Origin of the sequence: Enterobacter sp. Crenshaw (assembly GCF_024734705.1) — a bacterium.
In the GTDB taxonomy this organism is placed as follows: Bacteria; Pseudomonadota; Gammaproteobacteria; order Enterobacterales; family Enterobacteriaceae; genus Enterobacter; species Enterobacter asburiae_B.
In genome coordinates this window covers 3,640,796-3,667,622 of sequence record NZ_CP102932.1, presented here as the reverse complement: position 1 = coordinate 3,667,622, position 26,827 = coordinate 3,640,796, and the positions used below count along the sequence as shown (strand labels likewise).

At 60.1% G+C, this 26,827-nt stretch carries 28 protein-coding genes; 14 read left to right on the top strand and 14 right to left on the bottom strand.

Annotated features, from left to right (window positions below; genetic code table 11):
- The first annotated feature begins 103 nt into the window (after window positions 1-103).
- A complete protein-coding gene (locus tag NWV12_RS17435) occupies window positions 104-991 on the top strand; it encodes a LysR family transcriptional regulator (protein WP_048979261.1) in 888 nt (295 codons plus the stop codon).
- On the opposite strand, the gene NWV12_RS17430 is transcribed toward NWV12_RS17435, so the two are convergent.
- Complete coding sequence (locus tag NWV12_RS17430; protein ID WP_023308984.1) at window positions 988-1,395, bottom strand: MarR family winged helix-turn-helix transcriptional regulator; 408 nt, start codon at window positions 1,393-1,395, stop codon at window positions 988-990. The two genes, NWV12_RS17435 and NWV12_RS17430, sit on opposite strands and share 4 nt — an antisense overlap.
- A gap of 171 nt (window positions 1,396-1,566) precedes the next feature.
- On the opposite strand from NWV12_RS17430, the gene NWV12_RS17425 reads away from it, so the two are divergent.
- The 3 genes from NWV12_RS17425 to NWV12_RS17415 are packed head-to-tail and all read left to right on the top strand — an operon-like array spanning window position 1,567 to window position 3,818.
- Window positions 1,567-2,169 carry a non-oxidative hydroxyarylic acid decarboxylases subunit B gene (locus tag NWV12_RS17425; RefSeq protein ID WP_048979262.1) on the top strand — a complete coding sequence of 201 codons (603 nt, stop codon included), beginning with the start codon at window positions 1,567-1,569 and terminating at the stop codon, window positions 2,167-2,169.
- Window positions 2,159-3,586 (top strand): non-oxidative hydroxyarylic acid decarboxylases subunit C, encoded by a 1,428-nt coding sequence (locus NWV12_RS17420; protein WP_048979263.1) that lies wholly within the window; start codon window positions 2,159-2,161, stop codon window positions 3,584-3,586. Before NWV12_RS17425 ends, NWV12_RS17420 begins: the two co-directional genes overlap by 11 nt.
- A 10-nt stretch (window positions 3,587-3,596) precedes the next feature.
- A complete protein-coding gene (locus NWV12_RS17415; protein WP_033146398.1) occupies window positions 3,597-3,818 on the top strand; it encodes a non-oxidative hydroxyarylic acid decarboxylases subunit D in 222 nt (73 codons plus the stop codon).
- 93 nt (window positions 3,819-3,911) lie between these two features.
- Here the strand turns inward: NWV12_RS17415 and mutS are convergent, their stop codons facing one another.
- Window positions 3,912-6,473 (bottom strand): DNA mismatch repair protein MutS, encoded by a 2,562-nt coding sequence (mutS, locus tag NWV12_RS17410; RefSeq protein ID WP_047059973.1) that lies wholly within the window; start codon window positions 6,471-6,473, stop codon window positions 3,912-3,914.
- A gap of 113 nt (window positions 6,474-6,586) precedes the next feature.
- On the bottom strand, window positions 6,587-6,817 hold the full coding sequence (locus tag NWV12_RS17405; RefSeq protein ID WP_023333217.1) for a SymE family type I addiction module toxin: 231 nt from the start codon (window positions 6,815-6,817) through the stop codon (window positions 6,587-6,589).
- Between the two features lie 175 nt (window positions 6,818-6,992).
- Between NWV12_RS17405 and NWV12_RS17400 the strand changes: the two genes are divergently transcribed.
- Window positions 6,993-7,337: a nitrous oxide-stimulated promoter family protein gene (locus NWV12_RS17400; protein ID WP_048979264.1), complete on the top strand. Its 345-nt coding sequence runs from the start codon at window positions 6,993-6,995 to the stop codon at window positions 7,335-7,337.
- A gap of 5 nt (window positions 7,338-7,342) precedes the next feature.
- Here the strand turns inward: NWV12_RS17400 and NWV12_RS17395 are convergent, their stop codons facing one another.
- From NWV12_RS17395 to hypA, 10 genes are all read right to left on the bottom strand, one after another.
- Window positions 7,343-8,563, bottom strand: coding sequence for an MFS transporter (locus NWV12_RS17395; RefSeq protein WP_048979265.1), 1,221 nt, complete (start codon window positions 8,561-8,563; stop codon window positions 7,343-7,345).
- A 16-nt stretch (window positions 8,564-8,579) separates the two neighbouring features.
- Complete coding sequence (locus NWV12_RS17390; RefSeq protein WP_048979266.1) at window positions 8,580-9,341, bottom strand: ABC transporter ATP-binding protein; 762 nt, start codon at window positions 9,339-9,341, stop codon at window positions 8,580-8,582.
- On the bottom strand, window positions 9,341-10,378 hold the full coding sequence (locus tag NWV12_RS17385; protein ID WP_048979267.1) for an iron ABC transporter permease: 1,038 nt from the start codon (window positions 10,376-10,378) through the stop codon (window positions 9,341-9,343). Before NWV12_RS17385 ends, NWV12_RS17390 begins: the two co-directional genes overlap by 1 nt.
- Entirely contained in the window at window positions 10,378-11,376 is a 999-nt protein-coding gene (locus tag NWV12_RS17380; protein ID WP_048979268.1) for an ABC transporter substrate-binding protein, read from the bottom strand. Before NWV12_RS17380 ends, NWV12_RS17385 begins: the two co-directional genes overlap by 1 nt.
- Before the next feature lie 153 nt (window positions 11,377-11,529).
- Window positions 11,530-13,602, bottom strand: a complete 2,073-nt coding sequence (gene flhA / locus NWV12_RS17375) for a formate hydrogenlyase transcriptional activator FlhA (protein ID WP_048979269.1) — start codon at window positions 13,600-13,602, stop codon at window positions 11,530-11,532.
- Window positions 13,603-13,663: 61 nt separating this feature from the next.
- A complete protein-coding gene (hypE, locus tag NWV12_RS17370) occupies window positions 13,664-14,674 on the bottom strand; it encodes a hydrogenase expression/formation protein HypE (RefSeq protein WP_048979270.1) in 1,011 nt (336 codons plus the stop codon).
- Window positions 14,671-15,792, bottom strand: coding sequence for a hydrogenase formation protein HypD (gene hypD, locus NWV12_RS17365; RefSeq protein ID WP_048979271.1), 1,122 nt, complete (start codon window positions 15,790-15,792; stop codon window positions 14,671-14,673). The genes hypE and hypD overlap by 4 nt, the downstream gene beginning before the upstream one ends.
- 2 nt (window positions 15,793-15,794) lie before the next feature.
- The gene (locus tag NWV12_RS17360; RefSeq protein ID WP_023308975.1) at window positions 15,795-16,067 is read right to left on the bottom strand and encodes a HypC/HybG/HupF family hydrogenase formation chaperone; all 273 of its coding nucleotides are present in this window, start codon (window positions 16,065-16,067) and stop codon (window positions 15,795-15,797) included.
- Entirely contained in the window at window positions 16,058-16,921 is an 864-nt protein-coding gene (gene hypB, locus NWV12_RS17355) for a hydrogenase nickel incorporation protein HypB (protein WP_048979272.1), read from the bottom strand. The genes NWV12_RS17360 and hypB overlap by 10 nt, the downstream gene beginning before the upstream one ends.
- 3 nt (window positions 16,922-16,924) lie before the next feature.
- A complete protein-coding gene (gene hypA / locus NWV12_RS17350) occupies window positions 16,925-17,275 on the bottom strand; it encodes a hydrogenase maturation nickel metallochaperone HypA (protein ID WP_048979273.1) in 351 nt (116 codons plus the stop codon).
- 211 nt (window positions 17,276-17,486) lie between these two features.
- Here hypA and hycA point away from each other — a divergent pair, with 211 nt between their 5' ends.
- From hycA to hycI, 9 genes are all read left to right on the top strand, one after another.
- Window positions 17,487-17,951: a formate hydrogenlyase regulator HycA gene (gene hycA, locus NWV12_RS17345; protein ID WP_033146386.1), complete on the top strand. Its 465-nt coding sequence runs from the start codon at window positions 17,487-17,489 to the stop codon at window positions 17,949-17,951.
- 70 nt (window positions 17,952-18,021) lie between these two features.
- A complete protein-coding gene (locus NWV12_RS17340; RefSeq protein WP_023308971.1) occupies window positions 18,022-18,630 on the top strand; it encodes a 4Fe-4S dicluster domain-containing protein in 609 nt (202 codons plus the stop codon).
- A complete protein-coding gene (gene hycC, locus NWV12_RS17335; protein ID WP_048979274.1) occupies window positions 18,627-20,441 on the top strand; it encodes a formate hydrogenlyase subunit 3 in 1,815 nt (604 codons plus the stop codon). The genes NWV12_RS17340 and hycC overlap by 4 nt, the downstream gene beginning before the upstream one ends.
- Before the next feature lies 1 nt (window position 20,442).
- The gene (locus NWV12_RS17330) at window positions 20,443-21,366 is read left to right on the top strand and encodes a respiratory chain complex I subunit 1 family protein (RefSeq protein ID WP_048979275.1); all 924 of its coding nucleotides are present in this window, start codon (window positions 20,443-20,445) and stop codon (window positions 21,364-21,366) included.
- Between the two features lie 15 nt (window positions 21,367-21,381).
- On the top strand, window positions 21,382-23,091 hold the full coding sequence (hycE, locus tag NWV12_RS17325; protein WP_048979276.1) for a formate hydrogenlyase subunit HycE: 1,710 nt from the start codon (window positions 21,382-21,384) through the stop codon (window positions 23,089-23,091).
- Window positions 23,092-23,100: 9 nt separating this feature from the next.
- On the top strand, window positions 23,101-23,643 hold the full coding sequence (locus NWV12_RS17320) for a formate hydrogenlyase complex iron-sulfur subunit (RefSeq protein WP_048979277.1): 543 nt from the start codon (window positions 23,101-23,103) through the stop codon (window positions 23,641-23,643).
- Window positions 23,643-24,410, top strand: a complete 768-nt coding sequence (locus tag NWV12_RS17315) for an NADH-quinone oxidoreductase subunit B family protein (RefSeq protein WP_033146382.1) — start codon at window positions 23,643-23,645, stop codon at window positions 24,408-24,410. Before NWV12_RS17320 ends, NWV12_RS17315 begins: the two co-directional genes overlap by 1 nt.
- Entirely contained in the window at window positions 24,407-24,817 is a 411-nt protein-coding gene (locus NWV12_RS17310) for a formate hydrogenlyase maturation HycH family protein (protein ID WP_033146381.1), read from the top strand. The genes NWV12_RS17315 and NWV12_RS17310 overlap by 4 nt, the downstream gene beginning before the upstream one ends.
- Entirely contained in the window at window positions 24,810-25,295 is a 486-nt protein-coding gene (gene hycI, locus NWV12_RS17305) for a hydrogenase maturation peptidase HycI (RefSeq protein ID WP_048975984.1), read from the top strand. Before NWV12_RS17310 ends, hycI begins: the two co-directional genes overlap by 8 nt.
- Window positions 25,296-25,397: 102 nt before the next feature.
- Here hycI and NWV12_RS17300 read toward each other — a convergent pair whose 3' ends face one another.
- Window positions 25,398-26,822, bottom strand: a complete 1,425-nt coding sequence (locus tag NWV12_RS17300; protein WP_048979278.1) for a 6-phospho-beta-glucosidase — start codon at window positions 26,820-26,822, stop codon at window positions 25,398-25,400.
- Window positions 26,823-26,827 lie beyond the last annotated feature (5 nt).

The window sequence follows — 26,827 nt, the reverse complement described above, 5'->3', positions numbered from 1 at the left end:
ATCCTCCGGTGAGGTGGCGTATCGTATCGATCCGGGAAGCACGGATAAACCTGACAAAGCGCGATATACTGTCAAAAAACTTTTGACAGTAAAGGGCGTGATGATGATTAACCTGCAGCGAGCGCAGATGTTTGTCGCGGTGGCCGATACCGGCAGTTTCACTGCCGCAGCCGAGGCAATGGGGCTGACAAAAGCCGTGGTCAGCTTCAATATTCGCCAGCTTGAAGATGAGCTGGGCGTTACGCTGCTGCTGCGCTCCACCCGCCGTCTGACGTTAACCGAGGCGGGCGCGCTCTTTCATCAACGCAGCGTGGCGCTTCTGAAGGATGCGGAACGGCTGCAGGATGATGTCCGCGCGAATCATGCGGGGCTCACTGGCGAACTGCGGATCACGACGACGCCCGAGTATGGCTCACAGGTGGTGGTGCCGCTGCTGGCCAGGTTTAGCCAGCAGCACCCGGATCTTCGCGTGCGGCACGTTTCGTCCTCCCTGCACGCCGACCTTATCTCGGAGCGCTTTGACGTAGCTATCCGGCTGGGAACGCTTGCCGATTCGCGCAACCACGCCGCGCTGATTTCGCACTTCTCGATTCTCCCCGTTGCGACGCCCGAGTGGCTCGTTAACCATCCGATCGAAACGCTTGCACACCTTGCCAACGCCGACTGGATTATTCACGAGCGCCTGGCCTCGCCGCTGCGCTGGCAGGTGAAGGATGCCAGCGGTGCGCCTGAAACGCTGGAGATAAAAAAAGCGCCGCGCCTGTTTGCCGACAGCGCGCAGGCTCTTATGGCCTTTGCACTCGCGGGCGGAGGCGTGGCGTTACTGCCGGAATGGCTGGCGCGCGATGCGCTTGATGCGGGAAGACTGGTCCCGGTTTTACCGGGATATACCTTTGCGCAGCAGGGCATCTATGCGGTTTATCCCGATGCCCGGCACGTGTCGGCGAAGGTGCGCACGTTTATCGATTTTATGCGCACCAGCGTGAATTAATCGTGCATCATCTTTTTGATGAGCGCAGAGAACTGCTCCCGCTCGGCCTTGTTAAGACGTCCTAAAAACGCCTCATCCACCTCGTTGCCAACCGGTTTACAGCCCGCAAGCAGGGCTTCACCTTCTGGGGTCAGGAAGACAAACCGGCGGCGCTTGTCGGCCGGATCGTGCTCGCGTTTGACCAGCCCGCGCGCCTCCATGCGGCTGAGCATTTCCGCCAGGGTTGCTTTCGTGCTGACCGCCACTTCGGTCAACGCCACCTGTTCAATACCCGGATGCTCGGCAATAGAGCGCATCACCGCATACTGTGGCTTGGTCAGTTCCGGTAAGGCATGTTGCCACTGCGCGGTATGCTGTTGAAAAAGCTGACGTAACAGGTGGAACGCCTCTTGTCTTAGTTCCATGAACACTCCGACGGAAAAAATCTCCCCCTATGATAGCCGCTATTGCTCTCAATTTTAACGCGGCATCATTTAGCCATTCGTGTGATCGTATGCGAACGATCTTGTCAGGTAAACGATCCTGGAGTAGCTTATTTATAATGTTCGTACACGAACAAAATATTGAGGTGATGAATGAGATTGATAGTGGGAATGACGGGGGCAACGGGCGCACCGCTGGGCGTGGCGCTGCTGCAGGCGCTGCGGGAAATGCCGGAGGTGGAGACGCATCTGGTCATGTCTAAGTGGGCAAAAACCACCATTGAGCTGGAAACGCCCTACACCGCGCAGGACGTTGCTGCCCTGGCTGACGTTGTCCACAGTCCGGCTGACCAGGCCGCCACCATCTCCTCCGGCTCGTTTCGCACCGACGGCATGATCGTCATTCCCTGCAGCATGAAAACGCTCGCGGGGATCCGCGCGGGCTACGCCGAAGGGCTGGTGGGACGCGCGGCTGACGTGGTGCTGAAAGAGGGGCGCAAGCTGGTGCTGGTTCCGCGTGAAACGCCGCTCAGCACCATTCATCTTGAGAACATGCTTGCACTTTCCCGCATGGGCGTGGCGATGGTGCCGCCCATGCCTGCGTATTACAACCACCCACAAACCGCAGATGACATTACCCAGCACATCGTGACCCGCGTGCTCGATCAGTTCGGGCTGGAGCATAAAAAGGCGCGCCGCTGGAACGGGCTGCGGGAGGCGAAACATTTTTCACAGGAGAATAAAAATGGCATTTGATGATTTGAGAAGCTTCCTGCAGGCGCTCGATGAGCAAGGGCAGCTGCTGAAAATTGAGGAAGAGGTTAACGCCGAGCCCGATCTGGCGGCGGCAGCCAACGCGACCGGCCGCATTGGCGACGGCGCGCCCGCGCTGTGGTTCGACAACATTCGTGGCTTTACCGATGCCCGCGTGGTGATGAACACCATCGGCTCCTGGCAGAACCACGCCATTTCGATGGGGCTCCCTGCGAACACCCCGGTAAAAAAACAGATCGACGAATTTATCCGCCGCTGGGATAAATTTCCCGTCACGCCGGAGCGCCGCGCCAACCCGGCCTGGGCGCAGAATACGGTGGACGGTGAAGATATTAACCTGTTCGATATCCTGCCGCTGTTTCGCCTGAACGACGGTGACGGCGGTTTTTATCTCGATAAAGCGTGCGTTGTCTCGCGCGATCCGCTCGACCCGGACAACTTCGGCAAGCAGAACGTCGGGATCTACCGTATGGAAGTGAAGGGCAAGCGCAAGCTCGGCCTCCAGCCGGTTCCGATGCACGATATCGCCCTGCATCTGCACAAAGCGGAAGAGCGTGGTGAAGACCTGCCGATTGCGATTACGCTGGGCAACGACCCGATCATCACCCTGATGGGCGCCACGCCGCTGAAATACGATCAGTCCGAGTATGAAATGGCCGGCGCGCTGCGTGAAAGCCCGTACCCGATTGCCACCGCGCCGCTGACCGGCTTCGATGTGCCGTGGGGTTCTGAAGTGATCCTGGAAGGGGTGATTGAAGGCCGCAAGCGTGAAATCGAGGGGCCATTCGGCGAGTTTACCGGACACTATTCCGGTGGCCGTAACATGACGGTGGTCCGTATCGACAAAGTCTCTTACCGCACCAGTCCGATTTTTGAGTCGCTCTACCTCGGCATGCCGTGGACCGAGATTGACTATCTGATGGGACCGGCCACCTGCGTGCCGCTCTACCAGCAGCTGAAAGCGGAATTCCCGGAAGTGCAGGCGGTGAACGCGATGTACACCCACGGTCTGCTGGCGATTATCTCCACTAAAAAACGCTACGGCGGTTTTGCCCGCGCGGTGGGTTTACGCGCCATGACCACGCCGCACGGTCTGGGCTACGTGAAGATGGTAATTATGGTGGATGAGGATGTCGATCCGTTCAACCTTCCGCAGGTGATGTGGGCGCTGTCGTCGAAAGTGAACCCGGCAGGGGATCTGGTGCAGCTGCCGAACATGTCGGTCCTTGAACTCGATCCTGGCTCCAGCCCGGCGGGCATTACCGACAAACTGATTATCGATGCCACCACGCCTGTCGCGCCGGACACCCGGGGTCACTACAGCCAGCCGGTACAGGATCTGCCTGAAACCAAAGCCTGGGCTGAAAAACTGACCGCGATGCTGGCAACACGTCAATAAGGAGGAAAAGATGATTTGTCCACGTTGTGCCGATGAGCATATTGAAGTGATGGCGACGTCGCCGGTAAAAGGGGTCTGGACCGTTTACCAGTGCCAGCATTGTTTGTATACCTGGCGTAATACTGAACCGCTGCGCCGTACCAGCCGCGAGCATTACCCGGAAGCGTTCCGCATGACGCAGAAGGATATTGACGAGGCACCACAGGTGCCGACGATCCCGCCGCTGCTGTAAAAAAAAGCCCGGTGGCGCAGCGCTTACCGGGCATACAGGGTTTGTAGGTCGGGTATGGCGAAGCCGCCACCCGACAAAACAGACCGCAGAAAACTAAACCAGACTCTTCAACCTGTAAATCCACTCCAGCGCCTGACGCGGCGTCAGTGAATCCGGGTCGAGGTTTTCCAGCGCTTCCACCGCAGGCGACGTCTCTTCCGCAGGCACCAACAGCGACATCTGCGTACCATCAATCTGCGTCGCTGCCGCATTCGGTGACAGGCTTTCCAGCTCACGCAGTTTCTGACGCGCGCGCTTGATCACCTCTTTCGGCACACCAGCCAGCGCCGCGACGGCCAGGCCATAGCTCTTGCTCGCCGCGCCATCCTGTACCGTGTGCATGAAGGCAATGGTATCGCCGTGCTCCAGCGCATCCAGATGAACGTTCGCAACCCCTTCCATTTTCTCCGGCAGCTGCGTCAGTTCGAAATAGTGGGTGGCAAACAGCGTCATGGCCTTGATTTTATTCGCAAGGCTTTCCGCACAGGCCCATGCCAGCGACAGACCGTCATAGGTTGACGTTCCGCGCCCGACTTCGTCCATCAGCACCAGGCTGTGCTCCGTCGCGTTATGCAGAATGTTTGCCGTTTCGGTCATCTCGACCATGAAGGTTGAGCGACCGCTCGCCAGATCGTCCGCTGCCCCGACGCGGGTAAAGATGCGGTCGATGGGGCCAATCTCCACGTTTTGCGCCGGGACGTAGCTGCCGATATACGCGAGCAGCGCAATCAGCGCCGTCTGACGCATATAGGTACTCTTACCGCCCATGTTCGGACCGGTAATGATCAACATTCTTCTCTGCGGTGACAGGCTCAGCGGGTTGGCGATGAACGGTTCGTTGAGCACCTGTTCTACCACCGGGTGACGGCCTTCAGTGATGCGAATGCCGGGCTTGTCGGTAAAGGTTGGGCAGGTGTAGTTCAGCGTTTCAGCGCGCTCTGCCAGATTCACCAGCACGTCCAGCTCCGCCAGCGCGCTGGCGCTCTGCTGCAGGTCGCCCAGGTGCGGCATCAGCATGTCGAACAGCTCTTCATACAGCTGTTTTTCCAGGGCCAGCGCCTTGCCTTTCGAGGTGAGGACTTTGTCTTCGTACTCTTTCAGTTCAGGAATGATATAGCGTTCGGCGTTTTTCAACGTCTGGCGACGCACGTAGTGAATCGGCGCCAGGTGGCTCTGACCGCGGCTAATCTGAATGTAGTAACCGTGTACCGCGTTATACCCCACTTTCAGTGTGTCGAGCCCAAGACGCTCGCGCTCGCGGATTTCCAGCTTATCGAGGTAATCCGTCGCACCGTCGGCCAGCGCGCGCCATTCGTCCAGCTCTTCGTTGTAGCCTGGGGCAATCACGCCGCCATCACGCACCAGAACCGGAGGCGCATCGATAATAGCGCGCTCCAGCAGTTCGCGAAGCTCGGTAAATTCGCCCATGGTTTCGCGGAGTTTCTGTACCGGCGCGCTGTCAACGTCACCCAGCTGCGCACGCAGTTCCGGCAGCTGCTGGAAAGCATGACGCATCCGCGCGAGATCGCGTGGTCGTGCCGTTCGCAGTGCCAGACGCGCAAGGATACGCTCCAGATCGCCCACCTGGCGCAGAACCGGCTGCAGCTCGGTATAGCGATCCTGCAGCGCGGCAATCGTCTGCTGACGGCAAACCAGCGTCTCGGTATCGCGGATCGGCATATGCAGCCAGCGTTTCAGCATGCGGCTGCCCATTGGCGTTACCGTACTGTCGAGGACCGACGCGAGCGTATTTTCTACGCCACCCGCCAGGTTCTGCGTGATCTCCAGGTTACGGCGCGTGGCGGCATCCATGATGATGCTGTCCTGCTGGCGCTCCATGGTGATAGAGCGGATATGCGGCAGTGCGGTGCGCTGGGTATCTTTCACGTACTGCAGGAGACAACCGGCCGCACATAGCCCGCGCGGGGCGTTTTCAACGCCAAAGCCAATCAGATCGCGGGTGCCAAACTGCAGATTCAGCTGCTGGCGCGCGGTATCAATTTCGAATTCCCACAGCGGACGACGGCGCAACCCGCGACGACCTTCAATCAGCGCCATTTCGGCGAAATCTTCGGCATAGAGCAATTCTGCCGGGTTGGTGCGCTGCAGTTCGGCGGCCATCGTTTCACGGTCAGCCGGTTCACTCAGGCGAAAACGTCCGGAGCTAATATCCAGCGTCGCGTAGCCAAAGCCTTTACCGTCCTGCCACAGCGCTGCCAGCAGGTTATCCTGGCGCTCCTGTAACAGGGCTTCATCACTGATGGTGCCAGGCGTGACGATGCGCACGACTTTGCGTTCCACCGGGCCTTTTGAGGTCGCCGGATCGCCGATCTGTTCGCAGATGGCAACGGACTCGCCCTGATTCACCAGCTTCGCCAGGTAGTTTTCTACCGCGTGGTGCGGGATACCTGCCATAGGAATGGGCTCGCCTGCCGATGCGCCACGTTTGGTCAGCGAGATGTCGAGCAGCTGCGATGCACGCTTAGCATCGTCATAAAACAGCTCGTAAAAATCGCCCATACGGTAAAACAGCAGGATTTCCGGATGCTGTGCTTTCAGCTTCAGATACTGCTGCATCATCGGCGTATGTGCGTCGAAATTGTCGATTGTGCTCATGGAGTTATGATGTCCATTTCTTTGAAAATAAACCGTTTTGATGGGCTCAATGGCCGTTTGTTCCTTCTATTGTCGCATGAAAAAAAGGTCCGGCGCAGAAAAATGTCGTGGCTTTACGAGGCATCTTCCGCCATTAATTCGATGACAATTTTTCCATGCTCCACGCCCACCCTGACTCGGGAATGGGTCGTAAACCCCGCCTTTTCAAGCCAGTCACCTTTTAAGCTCAGCGCCGCATGTACGCTGTAGCGCTTCGGTATCTTTGTATTGCGGTCTTCATGGCGCTTTCTAAAATATCCCACTTTCAAATGGCGATAGGGTTTGCCGATCGTGAGCTCTTGCATAGGGTCTCCAGACAACACGGAAAAAGGTCATTTCTGATGCCTGTATAAAATACCAGTGATTGTTCGCCGGTGCAGGGCTAAAACTGGAATCAGCCTTCAGGAAACGAAATGCAACCGCTGAAATCCAGTGTTGAAAGGTGTATTATCGATGCACTTTATTATTCGGTAATCCGCTATGTCCGGTAAACGCATCTCACGAGAAAAAGAGACCATCGCGAAAATGATCGCGTTGTATGAAAAGCAGTGCCCGCAGGCCTCTCAGGAGGAAGGGTATTATCAGGCGCTCAACGCGTATGCCGATAAGCGCCTGGATAAATGCGTTTTCGGTGAGGAAAAGCCGGCCTGCAAGCAGTGTCCCGTACACTGCTACCAGCCTGCCAGACGTGAAGAGATGAAGCAGGTTATGCGCTGGGCAGGCCCGCGTATGTTATGGCGTCATCCTATTCTTACCGTTCGCCATCTGATGGATGACCGTCGTCCCGTGCCGGAACTGCCGGAGAAATACCGTCCGAAAAAGTGATCGGTTCAGCGTCTCAGCGGGCGGCAAATCACCTTCAGGGCCAGCGCGCTGCTGAGCGGGAAGAGGGCCAGCAGCAGCCAGGGGTACATCGCCTGCGTTGAGGGCACCAGCGCGCGGTCCAGCAGGCTGCCAAACACCAGGTTTCCCGCCAGTACCGCTATGCCTCCGGCGGTGGCGAGTGCGCCGTAGTGCGCGCCAAGCGTGGATTCCTCCGTAAACCGAGGGATCAGATCTTTAGCCGATGGCACCAGCAGCATTTGCCCCAGCGTCAACAGCGTCACAAAACAGACAGAAGGCAGTAAGCGCAGCCAGCCTTCCGGCGGCGTCATCGGGGCAAACGTCGCCACGCTCGCAAATGCGGCTGACAGCAGCAAAAATCCCACCGGCAGAATTCTCACCGCGCCCACGCGACGGGCGAAGCGCGCCAGCGGCAGCTGTAAGGTGATGATCAGAACGGAGGCCAGCATAAAAAGCGGGCCGAGATCTTTCTCGTTACCGCCAGAACGCTGGATTTCCACCGGCAGCGCCAGATAAAGCTGGTTATAGCTTAACAGCCACGAGCTGTAGGCAATGATAAAGGCGACAAAGCGCGGCTGGCGGAACGTTGTCCACCAGGGCTGTATTTTCAGCGTTTGTGAACGGTGGCCAGCAGCAGGCAGGCAAAAGAAGAGCACCACTAGCGCAATGATAAAGACGCCAGCTCCCGCCAGCGCCACCTGACGAAAGCCGAGGCCGGTGAGCAGGGCGCCAGCAACCGGGCCCAGTACCGCGCCGAGCTCTCCGCAGACGGCAAAGAGCGCAAACCACTCCGCGCGGCTGCGTTTGCCTTTTGTCTCGCTTTGAGTGCCCGCTTTTGCCAGCAGTGCCTCAATTGAGGGAGAAAATAACGCGCCGCCAACGCCCGTCAGACACGCGCCCAGAATAATCGGCCACAGGGATTCCCCGAAGGCCAGCAGCAGATAACCTGAAACACGAACAATACAGCCGCTCAGGATAATCACTTTCGCGCCAAACCGGTCCGAGAGCGCACCGCCAACGATAAACATCCCCTGTTGCGAGAAGGTACGCAGGCCCAGGATCAGCCCGATCAGTCCGCCGGAGAGCAGCATGTCGTCGCGCAGGAATATCGCCAGGAAGGGAACGACGGCGTAAAAGCCAATGTTGAAAACAAACTGGCTACCCAGTAAGACGGGCGGCCAGAGCGTGGCGGCAGGGCGAAGGGGCATCGTCGTTCACTCGTCCCTAAACGATAAAGTGGATGTGCTTTTTGCCATGGAACGGCGAGATCTCGATTTTGGTTTTCACCCGGAAGACATCCCACAACAAAGACTCGGATAAGATGTCCTGCGGTGTCCCCGTCGCCACAATTTGTCCTTTCTGCATCACAATCAGCGAGTCGCAGAACATCGAGGCGTGGTTGAGATCGTGGATAGCGACAATGCTGGTGACCGGTAATTCGCTGATCAGCTGCATCAGCTGCATCTGATGATGAATGTCCAGGTGGTTGGTCGGCTCGTCCAGCAGGATTTCCGTTGGGGTCTGAGCCAGGGCGCGGGCAATATGCACGCGCTGGCGCTCTCCGCCGGAGAGGCTCAGCCAGCCCTGGTCGCTTTTATCCAGCATATCCACGCGCTGCAGGGCGGCAGTGACGGTTTCGTCATCGTGGTTGCTCCAGTTGGAAAAAGCGGAGTGGTGCGGAATACGCCCGAGTTTCACCACGTCGCGCACGCGCATGTTGGCGTCCGTCATGCCGTGCTGCTCGACGAAGGCGACCCGGCGCGCCAGCTGCTTTTTGGCGATGCGGGAGATGTCCTGGCCGTCCAGGGTAACGCAGCCAGCATTCGGGCGACGAAGCCCGGCGAGGATCCGTAAAAGAGACGATTTACCGCAGCCGTTAGGGCCAAGCAGCCCTACCGTTTCGCCCCGTGACACCTTCAGCGAGACGTTGTTAACGATGACCTTTTTGCCGACCTTCCAGGTAATATTTTCAGCGCAGATACTCATCACTTATTCCTTGAACGGTAGATAATCACGGCAAAGAAAGGCACGCCAACCAGCGCGGTGACCACGCCGACGGGCAGGCTTTGCGGCGCAATCAGCATGCGCGAGGCAATGTCTGCCAGCACCATCAGGATCGCCCCTGCCAGCGCGCTGGCAATCAGCAGCGTGCGGTGCAGCGGCCCGAACAGGAAACGCATCACGTGCGGGACCACCAGCCCGACAAAGCCGATTGAGCCCGCCATGCTGACAATCGTCGCGGTAATCAGCGCGGTAGTGGTAAAGAGCGTCAGGCGCACCCACGGGACGGCAATACCTAAAGAGGCCGCAGCGTCATCACCGAACGTGAAGGCATCCAGCGCCCGGGAATAGTAGAGGCAAACGGCTAATCCAGTCAGCACCACCACCAGCGCCAGCTGGAATTCCGGCCAGCGAACGCCGCTGAAGCTGCCCAGCAGCCAGAACATCACGTCGCGCGCCTGCTGGGCGCTGGCGGAGGTGCTGATGGTGTAGGCAGTAATGGCGTTGAACAGCTGTGAGGCGGCAACGCCAGCCAGAATGGTACGTTCATTTCCCCCGCGCGCGCCGTTCGTCAGAAACGCGACAAACGCAAAGGCGGCGAACGCCCCGGCAAAGGCCCCGGCAGACAACGACACCGCACCGGTGCCAATCCCCAAAACGACGACCGACACCGCTCCGGTTGAGGCACCTGCCGACACGCCGAGCACGTAAGGTTCCGCCAGGGCGTTCTTCAGCAGGCTCTGCAATACGGCACCGCAGATGGCCAGCCCCGCGCCGCAGCAGGCCGCTACCAGCGCGCGGCTCAGGCGAAAGTCCCAGATCACGCTCTCATAGATGCGGGTGAGCGGAACCTCGGTGAGCCCCATTTTATTGCTGATGGCGTAAAACACCTTATCCAGCGGGATGGACAACTCGCCGACGCTGACGCTCAGCGCGATCGTCAGAAATAACAGTACCAGGGCGAGCAAACCCGAGGTCGTCAGAACCAGGCTCTGCCGGGCCTGAAGAACGGCGGTTGTCATCAGTTCAGCCCCAGCTTTCTGAGCTGTTCGCCGACCTGCTCAGCCCCGTAAATCGTACGGATCGTCGGGTTCATCGCCTGGCCGTCCATCACCACGATATGGCCTTTTTTCACCGCGTCCAGCTGGCTGACCGCCGGATCGCTCTTCAGGAATTTGATTTTTTCTTCCGCGTTATCCAGCGCCCAGCGGTTGCGGTCCAGGCTGGACACCACAATGACATCCGGATTGGCGGCAATAATGCTTTCCCAACCCACGGTTGGCCATTCGGTCTCGGACGTAATGGCGTTATGGCCGCCCATCAGGCTGGCGATAAACCCTGAGGGGCTATTTTTACCGCCGACGTAGGCGTCTGCAGAAGGGGATGAACTGGAGAACCAGAAGACAAACGAAAGGTCTTTGTTACTCTTGCCGAATTCCTTACGCAGGTCGGCCTCGCGTTTTTTGAAATCGGCAATAACGGCCTGACCGCGGTCTTCAACGTTAAAGATTTTGGCGAAATCCTCAATCTCTTTATAAAGATACGTCATATCCCACAGCTTCTGGCGGCTGCCGTACATATCGCCTGTGGCTTTTTTGGTCGCGCACATGCCCGGCGACACGTAGCTGTTCACGCCCAGGGTCATCAGGTCTTCGCGTTTTGCGACCTTACTTTCAGGCCCCAGCAGCAGCGGGGACTGCGCGGGGACAAAGTCAGGATTTTGCGCAAGAACGGATTCAAGGGTCGGGATTTCGACCGTCAGGGTTTTGATTTTTGCGTTCTGTTCCGCCAGCTGCGGCAGCACTTTGGTCGGCCAGAAGGCGCTGGCCTTCACCTTATCTTCCAGGCCCAGCAGGAGCAAAATTTCGACGGTGTTCTGGCCCAGGGCCACGACGCGTTCCGGCGCTTTGGTGAACGTCTCTTTGTAGCCACAGTTTTCAATCGTCAGGGGATAGGTGGTTGCCAGAGCAGAACCGACCGACGCAATCGCCAGGCCTAACGCGCAGATGACCTTTTTCATGAAACGCTACCCTTCATTAAAATTATTATTGATGCAAATGAAACTCATTATTAAGGCGGAATTTTATACAGAGGAAACGATTTTGTGTCAATGAGGGACAATTGCGCAGGGGAACAAAAGGCGGTGTCAGAAAAACACCGCCGGAATAAGGTCTTAAATGAGGCTCTCTTTATCAATCCCGAGACGCTTCATGCGTGACAGAAGGGTGGTGCGTTTTAACCCCAGGCGCTGGGCGGCACCTTTTGGCCCGGCGACCACGCCGTTGGTCTCTTTCAGCACGCGCATAATGAGCTGATATTCATCTTCTCCCTCTTTCGCTGTCTCGGCGGCGGGCGCGGTCACGTCAGGAAGCGTAACCTCAGGCAGGGAGAGTTGCAGCACGTTACCGCGCGTCAGCAGCACCGCGCGTTCGATGACGTTTTCCAGCTCGCGCACGTTGCCGGGCCATTCCATCGATGAAAGAGTGCGCAACGTCTCGGCAGGAATACTGTCGATGTTGCGCCCCATCCGGCGCGCGATCTTCGCGGTAAAGGCTTTGACCAGCAGGGGGATATCTTCCGGGCGCTCGCGCAGCGGCGGCAGGAAGATCGGGAAGACGTTCAGACGATAGTAAAGATCGCTGCGAAACTCGCGGTCGGCGACCATTTTTTTCAGGTCACGGTTGGTGGCGGCAATCAGCCGCACGTCGGTCTGGATAAGCTTGTTGCTGCCCAGGCGCTCAAACTCCTGCTCCTGCAGGACGCGCAGCAGTTTCGGCTGTAGCTCCAGCGGCATATCACCCACTTCGTCGAGGAACAGCGAGCTTTTGTCCGCCAGCTCAAAACGGCCCAGCCGCTGGCTGCTGGCCCCGGTGAATGCACCGCGCTCGTGGCCGAACAGATCGCTTTCCAGCAGTCCCGCAGGCATCGCGGCGCAGTTCATCTTCACCATCCGTCGGCTGTTGCGGTTGCTCAGGTTGTGGATGGCGCGGGCTATCAGCTCTTTGCCCGTGCCGGTTTCGCCCAGAATCAGCACCGTGCTGTCGCTTTGCGCCACCATTTCAACCTGCTTAAGCACGCTGTACATGGCGTCGCTGCGCCCGATGATTTCACCAAACTCGCTGTCCACGTTGTTGAGCTGTTCGGTCAGGGCCAGGTTCTCATCCACCAGCCGCTCTTTCAGGCGATGAATTTCCTGATAGGCGAGGGCGTTATCCAGCGCGATGGAAATACGCTCGGCAATCTGGCGCAGCAGCTTCAGGTTGGCGGTGGTAAACACGCCCTCCTCGCACTGCGCCAGCTTTAGCACGCCCAGCATGGTGTTGCCAGACATCAGCGGCAGCAGACAAAGGGTCTGAATTTTATTGCCCCAGGTGTTAAACAGCATCCGCTCGTACGGCGCGACCGGGTCCTGCTCGTTCAGGTTGAGCAGGAGGATCTCTTTGCTCTTGAAGACCCGCTCGGAAAGGGTGCCCGCTTCGTCCACCTCGCTCTGCTCGTGCGCCGGGTTGGCTTCATCGAGATAGTGCGTGGAGTAGATGTTCAGCTTGCCCTTGCGATGGCCGCGCAGCGCAATGCTGATGGCGTCGATTTTGAAATAGTGGTGGATCTCTTTCGAGACTTCGCTGACCAGCTCGTCCATGTCCAGGCGGGAGAGCACGGCGTTGGTGATGGCGACCAGAATGCGGAAGTTGTCGCGCTCGCGGCTCAGCAGGTCGTAATCGACGTTATTGGTGACGCGGCTTTGGATCTGCTCCGCGACGACGGCCACGATCTGGGTGAAGGTGTGCAGGCGCTCGTATTCCGCCTCGCTCCAGGGCTGGTCGGTCGTGCGGATAAACTCGCAGCCGCCAAAAATCTGTCCCTCAGCCGCCAGCGGCAGCATGCAGTAATGCCCGAAAGGCTGATAGAGGTCGCTCGCCGCCAGCTTCGGCCACGCCTGGCGGAACTCCGCAAAGTTGCAGTGCAGCACTTCAGGCCGGGAGAGTATGCGGCGCACCGGGCCGTGCGCCAGATACGTTTCGTCTTCGTATTCAAACGTTTTGCCATTATCACGCGTCGAGTAGTAGCTCGCGCGCTGCGTTCCGCTATGCCAGAGCACAATCGCGGCGCTGTCCGCCAGCGCCGATTGCCTGACCAGCCGCGTCAGGGCATCGCTCAGCGCGCCGAGATCGGGCTGCTGTAAAAGTGTGCGCGTGATGTCAAACAGGCCCTGCTGTCCAAGATCGCTCATCGGTGTATACGGCATATTGCTTTCCAATAGAAACTGGCAAAAAAGAGATTCAGTGCTGACCGCTTATGGCGCGGTTCTAGCAAATACGGGGTAAGGGTTCCGCGTGCGGCAGATCCAGCGTCCGTTTAACGCCATACAGCCCGGCCAGGCGCACCCCTTTGCGCTCAACCACTTCACCAATCATCGCCGCCTCTTTTCCTGACGGATGAGCCCGCAGCTGTTCAAGAACGGCTTCCGCTGACGCGCGTTCAACGCCAATAACCAGTTTGCCTTCGTTGGCAAAGTTGAGCGGGTCAAGGCCCAGCAGTTCGCAAAGGCCGCGAACGGCAGGCTTCACGGGCAGGCTACGCTCGGTGAGCTCAATCCCGTACCCGCAGCTTGCTGCAAATTCGTGGACCACGGCGTTCACGCCGCCTCGCGTGGCGTCCCGCAGGGCTTTCACGCCGGGAATACTCCGCAGCGTCTGGATCAGCGGGGTGAGCACCTCGCAGTCGCTGCGCAGTTCGCCATCCAGTCCCAGACCTTCGCGCAGGTTAAGGATGGTCGCCCCGTGGCAGCCCAGCGTCCCGGTCACGATCAGCACGTCGCCCACGCTAAGATGCTGTGCCGCCCAGTGAATATCGGCGGGGATCGCCCCCATGCCGGCGGTGTTGATAAACAGCTTGTCGGCCGCGCCGCGCTGCACCACTTTGGTATCGCCGGTGACGATAGCTATCCCCGCCTCGCGCGCGGTGTGCGCCATGCTGTTGACCACTATCGTGAGCGTCTCCATCGGTAACCCCTCTTCGAGGATAAATCCGCAGGAGAGGTAGCGCGGAATGGCGCCGCTGACCGCCACGTCGTTGGCCGTGCCGCAGACGGCGAGCTTGCCGATATCGCCGCCGGGGAAGAACAGCGGGTCAATCACGTAGCTGTCGGTGGAGAACGCCAGCCTGTCGCCCTGCGCGGTGAGGGTCGCGAGGTCAATGCGCGCCTGGTCTTCCTGTTCGGCGAGCCAGGGGTTGTTGAAGGCTTCCATAAACAGCCGGTTAATCAGCTGCTGCATCGCCTGTCCGCCGCTGCCGTGCGCCATTTCAACCGTATTCATGCTTCACTCTCCTGGTTGCGATACTGATACCACGCGGCACACGCCCCTTCGGAGGAGACCATCAGCGCGCCAAACGCCGTTTGCGGGTTACAGGTATCGCCAAATAACGGGCATTGATGCGGTTTGCATTTACCGGTGAGCACGTCGCCGCAGCGGGCCCGGGGATCGTCGCAAACCTGCTGCGGCTGCGGGCGGAAATGCGCTTCGGCGTCGAACGCGCGATAGGTCGGCGTCAGGCGCACGCCGGATTCGGCAATCAGCCCCAGACCACGCCATTCGCTGTCGCCCTCAACGCTGAACACATCGGCTATCGCCTGCTGCGCCCGCTCATTTCCCGCATCCGGTACCACGCGGCGGTACTGGTTTTCCACGGTACTCAGGGCCGCTATTTTCTGCTCAACCAGCATGGTGACACCTTGCAGTAGATCAAGTGGTTCGAAACCAGCGACCACTAACGGACGATTGTACTGTTCAGCGATAAAACCGTAGGCGTCTGTGCCAATTACCATGCTGACATGCCCCGGTGCCAGAAAAGCGTCAATGCCGTTTCCCGGCTCTTCCAGCAGGCTGCGCAGCGTGGGAATGAGCGTAATGTGCTGGCAGAAGAAGAAAAAATTCCCGACGCCGCGCGCTTTCGCCTGCTGCAGCGTGATGGCGGTGGCGGGCATGGTGGTTTCAAACCCCAGGCCAAAAAACACCACCTTGCGCGCGGGGTTGTCCTCCGCCAGCGTCAGGGCATCCATCGGCGAATAGACGATCCGGACGTCGGCCCCGCGCGCTTTCGCCTGCAGCAGCGAGCCGTTTTTCCCCGGCACGCGCATCGCGTCGCCAAAGGTGCAGAAAATGACGTCGGGCTGGCTGGCAATTTCGATACAGCTGTCGATGCGCCCCATCGGCAGCACGCACACCGGGCAGCCGGGGCCGTGGATAAACTCGATGTTCTCCGGCAGCAGCTGGTCGAGGCCAAATTTGAAGATGGCGTGCGTATGTCCGCCGCACACCTCCATGATCCGCAGCGGTCTCTCTTTGGTGTAGTCCAGCAGCGCCGCGCGCGTTTTCAGGTGCCCGATAAGCTGCAGCACCTGCTCGGGCGCGCGGTATTCATCAACGTAACGCATGGCTAACGCTCCTCGCCGTACAGCAGCGCGCCCACGTCCGGCTCCACGTCAAACATGTTTTGCAGGGCATCCAGCGTGTCGCGGGCTTCCGCTTCGTTAATCACGCTCATGGCAAACCCCACGTGGACCAGCACCCACTGGCCGAGACGCGATGCGCCCGTTTCATCGCTGCTGCCCACCAGCGTCAGGTCCACGTCGCGCAGAATGCCGCAAACCTCCACTTTGGCCTGGTTCCCGTCAATGGAATGGATTTGTCCCGGTACGCCTATGCACATCGTTCGTTCTCCAGCCAGTTCAGCCAGGCGTCCATCCCGTCACCGCGCGTGGCGGAGACCAGCAGGAGCTCAATCTCCGGATTCACTTCCCGGGCGCAGGACAGGCACTTATCCACGTCGAAATTCAGGTACGGCAGCAGGTCGACCTTGTTCAGCAGCATGATGGACGCGGCGGCAAACATATGCGGGTATTTCAGCGGTTTGTCTTCGCCTTCGGTCACCGAAAGCACCGCCACCTTGTGGCGTTCGCCCAGATCGAAGCTTGCCGGGCAGACCAGGTTGCCGACGTTTTCAATAAACAGAATGCCGTTATCCGCCAGCGGCAGACGCGGGGCGGCGTCGGCAATCATCTGCGCATCCAGGTGGCAGCCTTTGCCGGTATTGACCTGAATCGCCGGGGTGCCGGTTTCGCGAATGCGCGCCGCGTCGTTAACGGTTTGCTGGTCGCCTTCAATCACCGCGCAGGAGACGCGCCCGTTCAGGCGTTTGAGCGTTTCCGTTAACAGCGTGGTTTTGCCGGAGCCGGGGCTGGAGACCAGGTTCAGCACCAGCTGTTTGCGGGCGGCAAAGCGCGCGCGGTTGCGGGCGGCGATCTGGTTATTTTTGTCCAGCACGTTGATTTCCACCTCCAGCATCTGGCGCTGGCTGATGCCCGGCGCGTGGGTACCCGCTTCGCCGTGGCCGTAGTGCAGATCGCCCGCAGCGGAGCGCTGCGGGGCGAAGGTGATACCGGTTAAAGCCGCAGCTGGCCGCGGGGCAGGCGAAAAGGGCGCGGAGCGAAACGCGGAATGGGGACGGTGTTCATCCCCTTCTATATACAGGTTGCCTTCGGCGCAACCGCAGGTGCTACACATACTTTACTCCTTCTCGATTTCGAGGCGTTGGATCTGCATGCCGTCGTCCGCCACGATGCGAAGACCGGTGCTCTGACACTGCGGACAGCGCTGAACCTTTGATGACAGCAGGGTGACGTACTGCTGGCACTGCTCGCACCAGCACTCCGCCTGCTGCTCTTCAATATGGAGCTCGCAGCCTTCCGCCAGCGTGCCGCGACAAACCAGCTCAAAACAGAAATGCAGGGCGCTGGTCTCGACGCAGGAAAACGCCCCGACCTTCAGCCAGACGCCGGTGACGCGCTTCGCGTGGTTTTGCACTGCCTGCTGTTCGATAAGCTCCAGAGCCCGCTGGCAGAGGGTGATTTCGTGCATGACGCCTCCTCAATGAATTGCGCCATTGAATGCAATAACGGTGCCAGCTTGATTTTTGTTAAGGCGTGACGATGTCAACGCTGTCGAAATGACACGTCGACACCGCGGCGTTGACAGCGGTTTTGTAATTAAATCTATTTAAAATCAGCAATATAAAAACTGGCATGGAATCTGCTTAACAGCCGCTATCTCCATTAACCGGATACCTTCTATGACTATTTGGGAAATCAGCGAAAAAGCGGATTACATCGCGCAGCGTCATCAGCAGCTGCAGGACCAGTGGCACCTTTACTGCAACTCTCTGGTTCAGGGCATCACCCTCTCGAAAGCGCGTCTTCACCACGCGATGAGCTGCGCGGCGCAGGGCGACATGCGCTTCGTCCTGTTCGGCCATTTCACCATTAACGTTACCCTGGCGGATAACTTCAACAGCCACACCATTGAGTACCACCTCGAGACAAAAGACGGCGAAAAACAGTGTATTGCGAAGGCGCAGCTGATGGCCGATGGCATGGTGGACGGCCACGTCAGCAACCGCGATCGCCAGCAGGTGCTGGAGCACTATCTGGAAAAAATCGCGCCGGTCTATAACGGCCTGTACGCCGCCGTTGAACACGATCTTCCGGTCAACCTGAAGCAGCTGATGGATGGAAATACCTCAGCGAACGTGGCCTGACTCCTGCGTGTCGAGAAGTGTCGACAAGACAGTTTTTCGTCAAAAATGACTATCACCAGAGGATAACCCGGTGAACCGTTTTGTAATTGCTGACTCGACGGTCTGTATTGGCTGTCGAACCTGTGAGGCGGCGTGCTCGGAAACGCATCGCCTGCATGGGCTGCAGTCCATGCCGCGCCTGCACGTCATGCGTAATGAAAAAGAGTCTGCCCCGCAGCTCTGCCATCACTGTGAAGACGCCCCCTGCGCGGGCGTCTGCCCTGTGAATGCCATCACCCGCGTGGATGGCGCTGTCCAGCTGAACGAAAGCCTGTGCGTAAGCTGCAAGCTGTGCGGCATTGCCTGCCCGTTCGGCGCGATTGAATTTTCCGGCAGCCGTCCGCTGCATATTCCGGCGAACGCCAACTCGCCAAAAGCCCCACCCGCGCCACCGGCGCCGGCACGCGTAAGTACGCTGCTGGACTGGGTGCCCGGCATCCGTGCCGTTGCGGTGAAATGCGACCTGTGCAGCTTCGATGAGCAGGGCCCGGCATGCGTGCGCACCTGCCCGACTAAGGCGTTGATTCTGGTTAACATTCGCGACATCGCCCGTACCAGCAAGCGTAAACGCGAGCTGACCATCAACAGTGATTTTGGCGACCTTTCTCTGCTACAGGCGCTTAACGAGGGGGCGAAATGAACGCGGCGATGATGATTACCAGCGCGGTAGCCTGTTTTGCTGCCGCCGCTGTTCTGGCGCTGATCTTCTCATTCCATAAAACTCTGAGCGGCGCGATCGCCGGGATCGGCGGGGCGGTTGCTAGCCTGATGACGCTGGCGGCAGGCGGCGATGTCCTGCTCGGCGGCCGGTCCGCAGAGGCCGTGATGCCGCTGATTCGCCACACGGTTGCGATCACGCCGCTGAACGCCATCTGGCTGGTGACGTTTGGCCTGTGCGGGCTGTTTATCAGCCTGTTCAATATCGACTGGCACCGCCATCCGCACGCCAGGGCTAACGGCCTGCTGGTTAACCTGCTGATGGCGGCGGCGGTCTGCACCGTTATCGCCAGCAACCTCGGCTCGCTGGTGGTGATGGCGGAAATCATGGCGCTGTGCGGCGTGTTCCTGACCGGCTGCAGCGCCTCCGGCAAGCTGTGGTTTGCGCTGGGACGCCTCGGGACGCTGCTGCTGACGCTGGCCTGCTGGCTGGTGTGGCACCGCTTCGGCACGCTGGACTTCGCTGCGCTCAACGGCCATCCGCTGGGGAACGACGTCTGGCTGCTGGGCGTGCTCGGCTTTGGCCTGCTCGCCGGGATTATCCCGCTGCACGGCTGGGTGCCGCAGGCGCATGCGAATGCCTCCGCGCCCGCCGCCGCGCTGTTTTCTGCGGTGGTGATGAAAGTGGGTCTGTTCGGGATTCTGGCGATTACGCTGACCGGCGGACAACCGCCGCTGTGGTGGGGCGTCGTGCTGCTGGTCGCCGGAATGATTACCGCGTTCGTCGGCGGCCTGTACGCGCTGATGGAGCACAATATCCAGCGCCTGCTGGCGTACCATACGCTGGAAAATATCGGCATTATCCTGCTCGGTATTGGCGCGGGCGTGACCGGGCTGGCGCTCAATCATCCGGCGCTGATTGCCGCCGGGTTTATCGGCGGTCTTTATCACCTCGTCAACCACAGCCTGTTTAAAAGCACCCTGTTCCTCGGCGCGGGCAGCGTCTGGTTCCGCACCGGTCATCGGGATATCGAAAAGCTGGGCGGGATTGGCAAAAAGATGCCGGTGATTTCGCTGGCGATGCTGGTCGGGCTGATGGCAATGGCCGCGCTGCCGCCGCTGAACGGCTTTGCCGGGGAGTGGGTGATCTATCAGTCCTTCTTCGCGCTCGGCCAGAGCGACGCATTTATCGCACGCCTGCTCGGCCCGCTGCTGGCGGTCGGTCTGGCGATTACCGGGGCGCTGGCGGTGATGTGCATGGCGAAAGTCTACGGCGTGACCTTCCTCGGCGCGCCGCGCACCCGCGAAGCGGAAAACGCCTGCTGCGCACCCTTGTTGATGGGCATCAGCGTGGTCGCGCTGGCGCTGTGCTGCATCGCGGGCGGCGTCGCCGCGCCGTGGCTGCTGCCGCTGCTGGGCAACGCCATTCCGCTGCCGCTGACCGTGGCGAATACCACCGTCTCTCAGCCCATGATTGCGCTGCTGCTGATTGGCGCACCGCTGCTGCCGCTCGTCCTGATGCTGTTCTTCAAACGCGACCGGCTCGCCTCCCGCTCGCGCGGTGCGGCGTGGGCCTGCGGCTACGAACACGAACAGTCGATGGTTATCACCGCCCACGGTTTTGCCATGCCGGTGAAGGAGAACTTCGCCGACGTGCTGAAGCTGCGCCACTGGCTGAACCCGGTAGGCTGGGTACCCGGCTGGCAGAGCGCCGCCGCACCCGCGCTGTTCCGCCGTCTGGCGGTCATCGAGCTGGCGGTGCTGGTGGTCATTGTGATTTCACGAGGAGCCTGACATGAGTCTGTTACTGGCAATTCTTCAGGCGCTGGTGCTGTTCGCCGCTGCGCCGCTGCTGTCGGGCGTCACGCGCGTGGCGCGCGCCCGAATGCATAACCGTCGCGGGCCCGGTGTGCTCCAGGAGTACCGCGATCTCTTTAAACTGCTCTCCCGTCAGAGCGTCGCGCCGGATGCCGCAGGCTGGGTCTTCCGCCTGACGCCGTTTGTGATGGTGGGCGTCATGCTGACCATCGCCACCGCGCTGCCGGTGGTGACGGTGGCGTCGCCGCTGCCCGTGCTTGGCGATCTGATCACGCTTATCTACCTCTTTGCCATCGCCCGCTTCTTCTTTGCGATTGCGGGCCTGGACACCGGGAGCCCGTTTACCGGCATCGGTGCCAGCCGCGAGGCAATGCTCGGCGTGCTGGTGGAGCCGATCCTGCTGCTGGGGCTCTGGGTCGCCGCGCAGGTCGCGGGCTCCACCCACATCAGCTTTATCACCCACACCGTTTACCACTGGCCGGTGGCGCGCTCGATCCCGCTGGTGCTGGCGCTGTGCGCCTGCGCGTTCGCGACGTTTATTGAGATGGGCAAACTGCCGTTCGATCTGGCGGAAGCCGAGCAGGAGCTGCAGGAGGGGCCGCTTACCGAATACAGCGGCTACGGATTCGCGGTGCTGAAGTGGGGCATCAGCCTCAAACAGCTGGTGGTGCTGCAGATGTTTGTCGGCGTCTTCTTCCCGTGGGGGCAGATGACGCACTTCTCCGCAGGCGGTCTGGTGCTGGCCGTGGTGGTTACCGCCCTCAAGCTGCTGATCGGCGTGCTGGTGATTGCTCTGTTTGAAAACAGCATGGCGCGCCTGCGTTTTGTGGAAGCGTCGCGCATCACCTGGGCCGGTTTTGGTTTTGCATTTTTAGCGTTCGTCTCCTTGCTGGTGGCGTGATTAAAGAGAGTATTTATGTCTGAAGAAAAGAAAGGTCAGCAGTATCTCGCCGCGTTGCATCAGGCTTTCCCCGGCGTGGTGCTGGAGGAGTCCTGGCAAACCAAAGACCAGGTAACCGTCACCATTAAGGTGAACTATCTGCCGGAAGTGGTCGAGTTTCTGTACTACCAGCAGGGCGGCTGGCTGTCGGTGCTGTTCGGCAACGACGAGCGCCAGCTGTGCGGCAACTATGCGGTGTACTACGTGATGTCGATGGAGCAGGGCGAAAAGTGCTGGCTCACCGTGCGCGTGGAAGTCGACCCGGCTAAGCCGGAATACCCGTCCGTCACGCCGCGCGTGCCCGCCGCCGTCTGGGGCGAGCGCGAAGTGCGCGACATGTACGGCCTGGTGCCGGTCGGCCTGCCGGACGAGCGCCGCCTGGTGCTGCCGGACGACTGGCCGGACGAACTCTATCCGCTGCGCAAAGACAGCATGGACTACCGCCAGCGCCCGGCGCCGACCACCGACAGCGAAACCTACGAGTTCATCAACGAGCTGGGCAGCAAGAAGAACAACGTGGTGCCGATCGGCCCGCTGCACGTCACCTCCGACGAACCGGGCCACTTCCGCCTCTTCGTCGACGGCGAGAACATCATCGACGCCGACTACCGCCTGTTCTACGTCCACCGCGGCATGGAAAAGCTGGCGGAAACCCGCATGGGCTACAACGAAGTGACGTTCCTCTCTGACCGCGTGTGCGGCATCTGCGGCTTCGCCCACAGCACCGCCTACACCACCTCGGTGGAGAACGGCATGGGGATCGTGGTGCCGGAGCGCGCGCAGATGATCCGCGCCATTCTGCTGGAGGTGGAGCGCCTGCACTCGCATCTGCTGAACCTCGGCCTGGCCTGCCACTTCGTCGGCTTTGACTCCGGGTTTATGCAGTTCTTCCGCGTGCGTGAAGCGTCAATGAAGATGGCGGAGATCCTCACCGGGGCGCGTAAAACCTATGGCCTGAACCTGATCGGCGGGATCCGCCGCGACCTGCTGAAGGACGACATGATCCAGACCCGCCAGCTGGCGCAGCAGATGCGCCGCGACGTGCAGGAGCTGGTGGACATGCTGCTCAGCACGCCAAACATCGAGCAGCGGACCGTCGGCATCGGCCGCCTTGACCCGGAGATCGCCCGCGACTTCAGCAACGTCGGTCCGATGGTGCGCGCCAGCGGCCACGCCCGCGACACGCGTGCCGATCACCCGTTTGTCGGCTACGGCCTGCTGCCGATGACCGTGCACAGCGAGCAGGGCTGCGACGTCATCTCGCGCCTCAAGGTGCGCATCAACGAGGTGTTCACCGCCCTGAACATGATCGACTACGGCCTCGATAACCTGCCGGGCGGCCCGCTGATGGTGGAAGGCTTCACCTACATTCCGAACCGTTTTGCCCTCGGCTTTGCCGAAGCGCCGCGCGGGGACGACATCCACTGGAGCATGACCGGCGACAACCAGAAGCTCTACCGCTGGCGCTGCCGCGCGGCCACCTACGCCAACTGGCCAACCCTGCGCTATATGCTGCGCGGTAACACCGTATCCGACGCGCCGCTGATCATCGGCAGCCTCGACCCGTGCTACTCGTGCACCGACCGCATGACCGTGGTGGACGTGCGCAAGAGGAAAAGCCAGGTGGTGCCGTACAAAGAGCTTGAGCGCTACAGCATCGAGCGTAAAAACTCGCCGCTGAAATAAGGACTCGCCATGTTTACCTTTATCAAAAAAGTAATCAAAACGGGCACGCAGACCAGCCGCTATCCGCTGGAGCCGATGCCGGTGGATAAAAACTTTCGCGGCAAGCCGGAGCACAACCCGCAGCAGTGCATCGGCTGCGCGGCCTGCGTCAACGCCTGCCCGTCGAACGCCTTAACGGTAGAAACGGATCTCAAAACCGGCGAGCTGGCCTGGCAGTTTAACCTCGGGCGCTGCATCTTCTGCGGCCGCTGCGAGGAGGTCTGCCCGACGGTCGCCATTCGCCTGTCGCAGGAATTCGAGCTGGCGGTGTGGAAGAAAGAGGATTTTCTGCAGCAGTCGCGCTTTGACCTGTGCCGCTGCCGCGTCTGCAGGCGCCCGTTCGCCGTGCAAAAAGAGATCGACTACGCCATCGCGCTGCTGCAGCACAACGGTGACGCCCGCGCGGAGCATCACCGCGAAAGCTTTGAAACCTGCCCGGAGTGCAAGCGTCAGAAGTGTCTCCTGCCGTCCGACCGCATTGATATCACCCGCCATATGAGAGAGGCCAGCTGATGGAAAATTTACTCGGCCCGCGCGACGCTAACGGCATTCCGGTGCCGATGACGGTGGAGGAGTCCATCGCCAGCATGAAGGCGTCGCTGCTGAAAAAAATCAAACGCTCGGCCTACGTCTACCGCGTGGACTGCGGCGGCTGCAACGGCTGCGAGATTGAGATCTTCGCTACGCTGTCGCCGCTGTTTGACGCCGAGCGCTTCGGCATCAAAGTGGTGCCGTCCCCGCGTCATGCGGACATCCTGCTGTTTACCGGGGCCGTCACCCGCGCCATGCGCTCGCCGGCGCTGCGCGCCTGGCAGTCCGCGCCGGACCCGAAAATCTGCATCTCGTACGGGGCCTGCGGCAACAGCGGCGGCATCTTCCACGACCTCTACTGCGTCTGGGGCGGGACCGACAAAATCGTGCCGGTGGACGTCTACATTCCGGGCTGCCCGCCAACGCCCGCCGCGACGCTGTACGGCTTTGCCATGGCGCTCGGCCTGCTGGAGCAGAAAATCCACGCGCGCGAGCCGGGCGAGCTGGACAACCGGCCTGCGGCCATCCTGCACCCGGACATGGTCCAGCCGCTGCGGGTGAAGATTGACCGCACGGCGCGCAGGCTGGCGGGCTATCGCTATGGCCGCCAGATTGCCGATGATTATCTGCGCCTGCTGAGCCAGGGCGACCATCAGGTGGCGCGCTGGCTGGAGGCGGAAAACGATCCGCGTCTCAATGAGATCGTGGCAAACCTGAACAGCATCGTGGATGAGGCGCGTATCCGATGAGTGAAACGGTGGTGTTCAGCCAGCTGAGCCGTAAGTTTATTGATGAGAACGATGCCACGCCCGACGCGGCGCAGCAGGTGGTCTATTACAGCCTGGCGATTGGGCATCACCTCGGGGTGATTGACTGCCTGGAGGCGGCGCTGAGCTGCCCGTGGCCCGAGTACCTGGCGTGGATCGCCACGCTGGAGGAGGGCAGCACGGCGCGGCGCAAAATGGAGGGTGTGCCGAAGTACGGCGAGATCGTCATCGACGCCAACCACATTGCGATGCTCGCCAACGCCTTTGACGCGGCGCTCGCCAGGCAAACCCCCGAGCAGCAGTCGTGGAGCAAAACGCTGCTCGGCATGCTGCACGATATTCACCAGGAGAGCGCCATCTACCTGATGGTGAGGAGATTACGTGACTGACGTTTTACTGTGTGTGGGCAACAGCATGATGGGCGACGACGGCGCGGGCCCGCTGCTGGCAGAGATGTGCGCCGCGAATCCGCAGGGCAATTGGGTGGTGATTGACGGCGGCAGCGCGCCGGAAAACGACGTGGTCGCCATCCGCGAGCTGCGTCCGGAGAGGCTGTTAATCGTCGATGCCACCGATATGGGGCTCAACCCCGGTGAGATCCGCCTGATTGACCCGGACGACATCGCCGAGATGTTTATGATGACCACCCACAATATGCCGCTGAACTACCTGGTCGATCAGATTAAAGACGACGTGGGCGAGGTGCTGTTTTTGGGGATTCAGCCGGACATCGTTGGATTTTATTACCCGATGACGCCGCCGGTGAAGGAGGCGGTGGAACGGGTCTATTCACGGCTTGCGGAGTGGGTTGGGGATGGAGGGTTTGAACCCCTCACCCCGGCCCTCTCCCCAGAGGGGAGAGGGTGAAAACCGCGCCGAGCAGTCCTTTATTCCCGGAGTAAAGAGGGTGAAAACCGCACCAAACGGTTCCCTCTCCCCTATGGGGAGAGGGTGAGGGGTAAGGACAGGCTACTCGAGATCCGCCCCGTTACTCGCGATCACCTTCTTATACCACCAGAACGATTTCTTGCGCTTGCGGTCCAGCGTGCCGTTCCCGGCGTCGTCGCGGTCAACGTACACAAAACCGTAGCGCTTGCTCATCTCGCCCGTTGAGGCGGCCACCAGGTCGATGCAGCCCCAGGTGGTGTAGCCCATCAGCGGCACGCCGTCCTCAATCGCGTCGCCCATCGCGCGGATGTGCTCGCGCAGGTAGCTGATGCGGTAGTCGTCGTTGATCTCGCCGTTTTCATCAATGACGTCCTTCGCCCCGAGGCCGTTTTCCACCAGGAACAGCGGCTTCTGGTAGCGGTCGTACATCATGTTCATGGTGATGCGCAGGCCGAGCGGGTCGATGCCCCAGCCCCATTCGCTCACCTGAATATGCGGGTTACGCAGGGACTTCACGATGTTCGCCGCGCTGGTGTTGCCCGCGTTCATATCCGCCGACGCGCAGCGCGAGGCGTAATAGCTGAACGAGACAAAGTCGACGGTGTTTTTTAACAGCTCGTCGTCGCCGGGATCTTTCACAATCACCACGCCTTTTTCGCGGAACACACGGGCGGAGTAGGCCGGATAGCTGCCGCGCGCCTGCACGTCGATAAAGAACAGGTTCTCGCGGTCTTTCTCCAGCGCCATCCACACGTCTTCCGGCTTGCAGGAGTAGGGGTAGAAATTGCCGCCCGCCAGCATGCAGCCCACCTGGTTTTCCGGGTTTACCTCGTGGGCGATTTTGGTCGCCAGCGCGCTTGCCACTAGCTCGTGGTGCGCGGCCTGGTATTTCACCTGGTCTTCGTTTTCGCCTTCCTCAAACACCAGCCCCGCGCCGGAGAACGGGCTGTGCAGCATGATGTTGATTTCGTTGAAGGTCAGCCAGTATTTCACCAGCCCGTTAAACTCTTCAAAGCAGGTGCGGGCGTAGCGGGCAAAGAAATCGACCATCTTACGGTTGCGCCAGGAGCCGTATTCCGTCACCAGGTGCATAGGCACGTCAAAGTGGCAGAGCGTCACCAGCGGCTCGATGTTGTACTTTTTGCACTCCTCGAACACCGCGCGATAGAAGGCAATGCCCTCTTTGTTCGGCAGCGGTTCGTCGCCGTTCGGGTAGAGGCGGCTCCAGGCGATGGAGGTGCGGAACACCGTAAAGCCCATCTCCGCCATCAGGGCAATGTCTTCTTTATAGCGATGGTAAAAATCAATCGCTTCGTGGCTCGGGTAGAACTCGTCGTCACGCAGCGAAACACGCTTTTCCTTACCGAGCTTCACCGCCAGGCGATTCGCGCCGTGGGGGATCATATCGACCGTCGTCAGTCCTTTGCCGCCTTCACGGTAAGCACCTTCACTCTGGTTGGCGGCAAGCGCGCCGCCCCATAAAAATCCTTGTGGAAAAACAGACATTCTTA

What these genes read in the sequence shown, in the direction of transcription:
- NWV12_RS17435 (WP_048979261.1), top strand. Translation starts at nt 104, where the DNA reads ATGATTAACCTGCAGCGAGCGCAGATGTTTGTCGCGGTGGCCGATACC.
- NWV12_RS17430 (WP_023308984.1), bottom strand. Translation starts at nt 1,395, where the DNA reads ATGGAACTAAGACAAGAGGCGTTCCACCTGTTACGTCAGCTTTTTCAA.
- NWV12_RS17425 (WP_048979262.1), top strand. Translation starts at nt 1,567, where the DNA reads ATGAGATTGATAGTGGGAATGACGGGGGCAACGGGCGCACCGCTGGGC.
- NWV12_RS17420 (WP_048979263.1), top strand. Translation starts at nt 2,159, where the DNA reads ATGGCATTTGATGATTTGAGAAGCTTCCTGCAGGCGCTCGATGAGCAA.
- NWV12_RS17415 (WP_033146398.1), top strand. Translation starts at nt 3,597, where the DNA reads ATGATTTGTCCACGTTGTGCCGATGAGCATATTGAAGTGATGGCGACG.
- mutS (WP_047059973.1), bottom strand. Translation starts at nt 6,473, where the DNA reads ATGAGCACAATCGACAATTTCGACGCACATACGCCGATGATGCAGCAG.
- NWV12_RS17405 (WP_023333217.1), bottom strand. Translation starts at nt 6,817, where the DNA reads ATGCAAGAGCTCACGATCGGCAAACCCTATCGCCATTTGAAAGTGGGA.
- NWV12_RS17400 (WP_048979264.1), top strand. Translation starts at nt 6,993, where the DNA reads ATGTCCGGTAAACGCATCTCACGAGAAAAAGAGACCATCGCGAAAATG.
- NWV12_RS17395 (WP_048979265.1), bottom strand. Translation starts at nt 8,563, where the DNA reads ATGCCCCTTCGCCCTGCCGCCACGCTCTGGCCGCCCGTCTTACTGGGT.
- NWV12_RS17390 (WP_048979266.1), bottom strand. Translation starts at nt 9,341, where the DNA reads ATGAGTATCTGCGCTGAAAATATTACCTGGAAGGTCGGCAAAAAGGTC.
- NWV12_RS17385 (WP_048979267.1), bottom strand. Translation starts at nt 10,378, where the DNA reads ATGACAACCGCCGTTCTTCAGGCCCGGCAGAGCCTGGTTCTGACGACC.
- NWV12_RS17380 (WP_048979268.1), bottom strand. Translation starts at nt 11,376, where the DNA reads ATGAAAAAGGTCATCTGCGCGTTAGGCCTGGCGATTGCGTCGGTCGGT.
- flhA (WP_048979269.1), bottom strand. Translation starts at nt 13,602, where the DNA reads ATGCCGTATACACCGATGAGCGATCTTGGACAGCAGGGCCTGTTTGAC.
- hypE (WP_048979270.1), bottom strand. Translation starts at nt 14,674, where the DNA reads ATGAATACGGTTGAAATGGCGCACGGCAGCGGCGGACAGGCGATGCAG.
- hypD (WP_048979271.1), bottom strand. Translation starts at nt 15,792, where the DNA reads ATGCGTTACGTTGATGAATACCGCGCGCCCGAGCAGGTGCTGCAGCTT.
- NWV12_RS17360 (WP_023308975.1), bottom strand. Translation starts at nt 16,067, where the DNA reads ATGTGCATAGGCGTACCGGGACAAATCCATTCCATTGACGGGAACCAG.
- hypB (WP_048979272.1), bottom strand. Translation starts at nt 16,921, where the DNA reads ATGTGTAGCACCTGCGGTTGCGCCGAAGGCAACCTGTATATAGAAGGG.
- hypA (WP_048979273.1), bottom strand. Translation starts at nt 17,275, where the DNA reads ATGCACGAAATCACCCTCTGCCAGCGGGCTCTGGAGCTTATCGAACAG.
- hycA (WP_033146386.1), top strand. Translation starts at nt 17,487, where the DNA reads ATGACTATTTGGGAAATCAGCGAAAAAGCGGATTACATCGCGCAGCGT.
- hycC (WP_048979274.1), top strand. Translation starts at nt 18,627, where the DNA reads ATGAACGCGGCGATGATGATTACCAGCGCGGTAGCCTGTTTTGCTGCC.
- NWV12_RS17330 (WP_048979275.1), top strand. Translation starts at nt 20,443, where the DNA reads ATGAGTCTGTTACTGGCAATTCTTCAGGCGCTGGTGCTGTTCGCCGCT.
- hycE (WP_048979276.1), top strand. Translation starts at nt 21,382, where the DNA reads ATGTCTGAAGAAAAGAAAGGTCAGCAGTATCTCGCCGCGTTGCATCAG.
- NWV12_RS17320 (WP_048979277.1), top strand. Translation starts at nt 23,101, where the DNA reads ATGTTTACCTTTATCAAAAAAGTAATCAAAACGGGCACGCAGACCAGC.
- NWV12_RS17315 (WP_033146382.1), top strand. Translation starts at nt 23,643, where the DNA reads ATGGAAAATTTACTCGGCCCGCGCGACGCTAACGGCATTCCGGTGCCG.
- NWV12_RS17310 (WP_033146381.1), top strand. Translation starts at nt 24,407, where the DNA reads ATGAGTGAAACGGTGGTGTTCAGCCAGCTGAGCCGTAAGTTTATTGAT.
- NWV12_RS17300 (WP_048979278.1), bottom strand. Translation starts at nt 26,822, where the DNA reads ATGTCTGTTTTTCCACAAGGATTTTTATGGGGCGGCGCGCTTGCCGCC.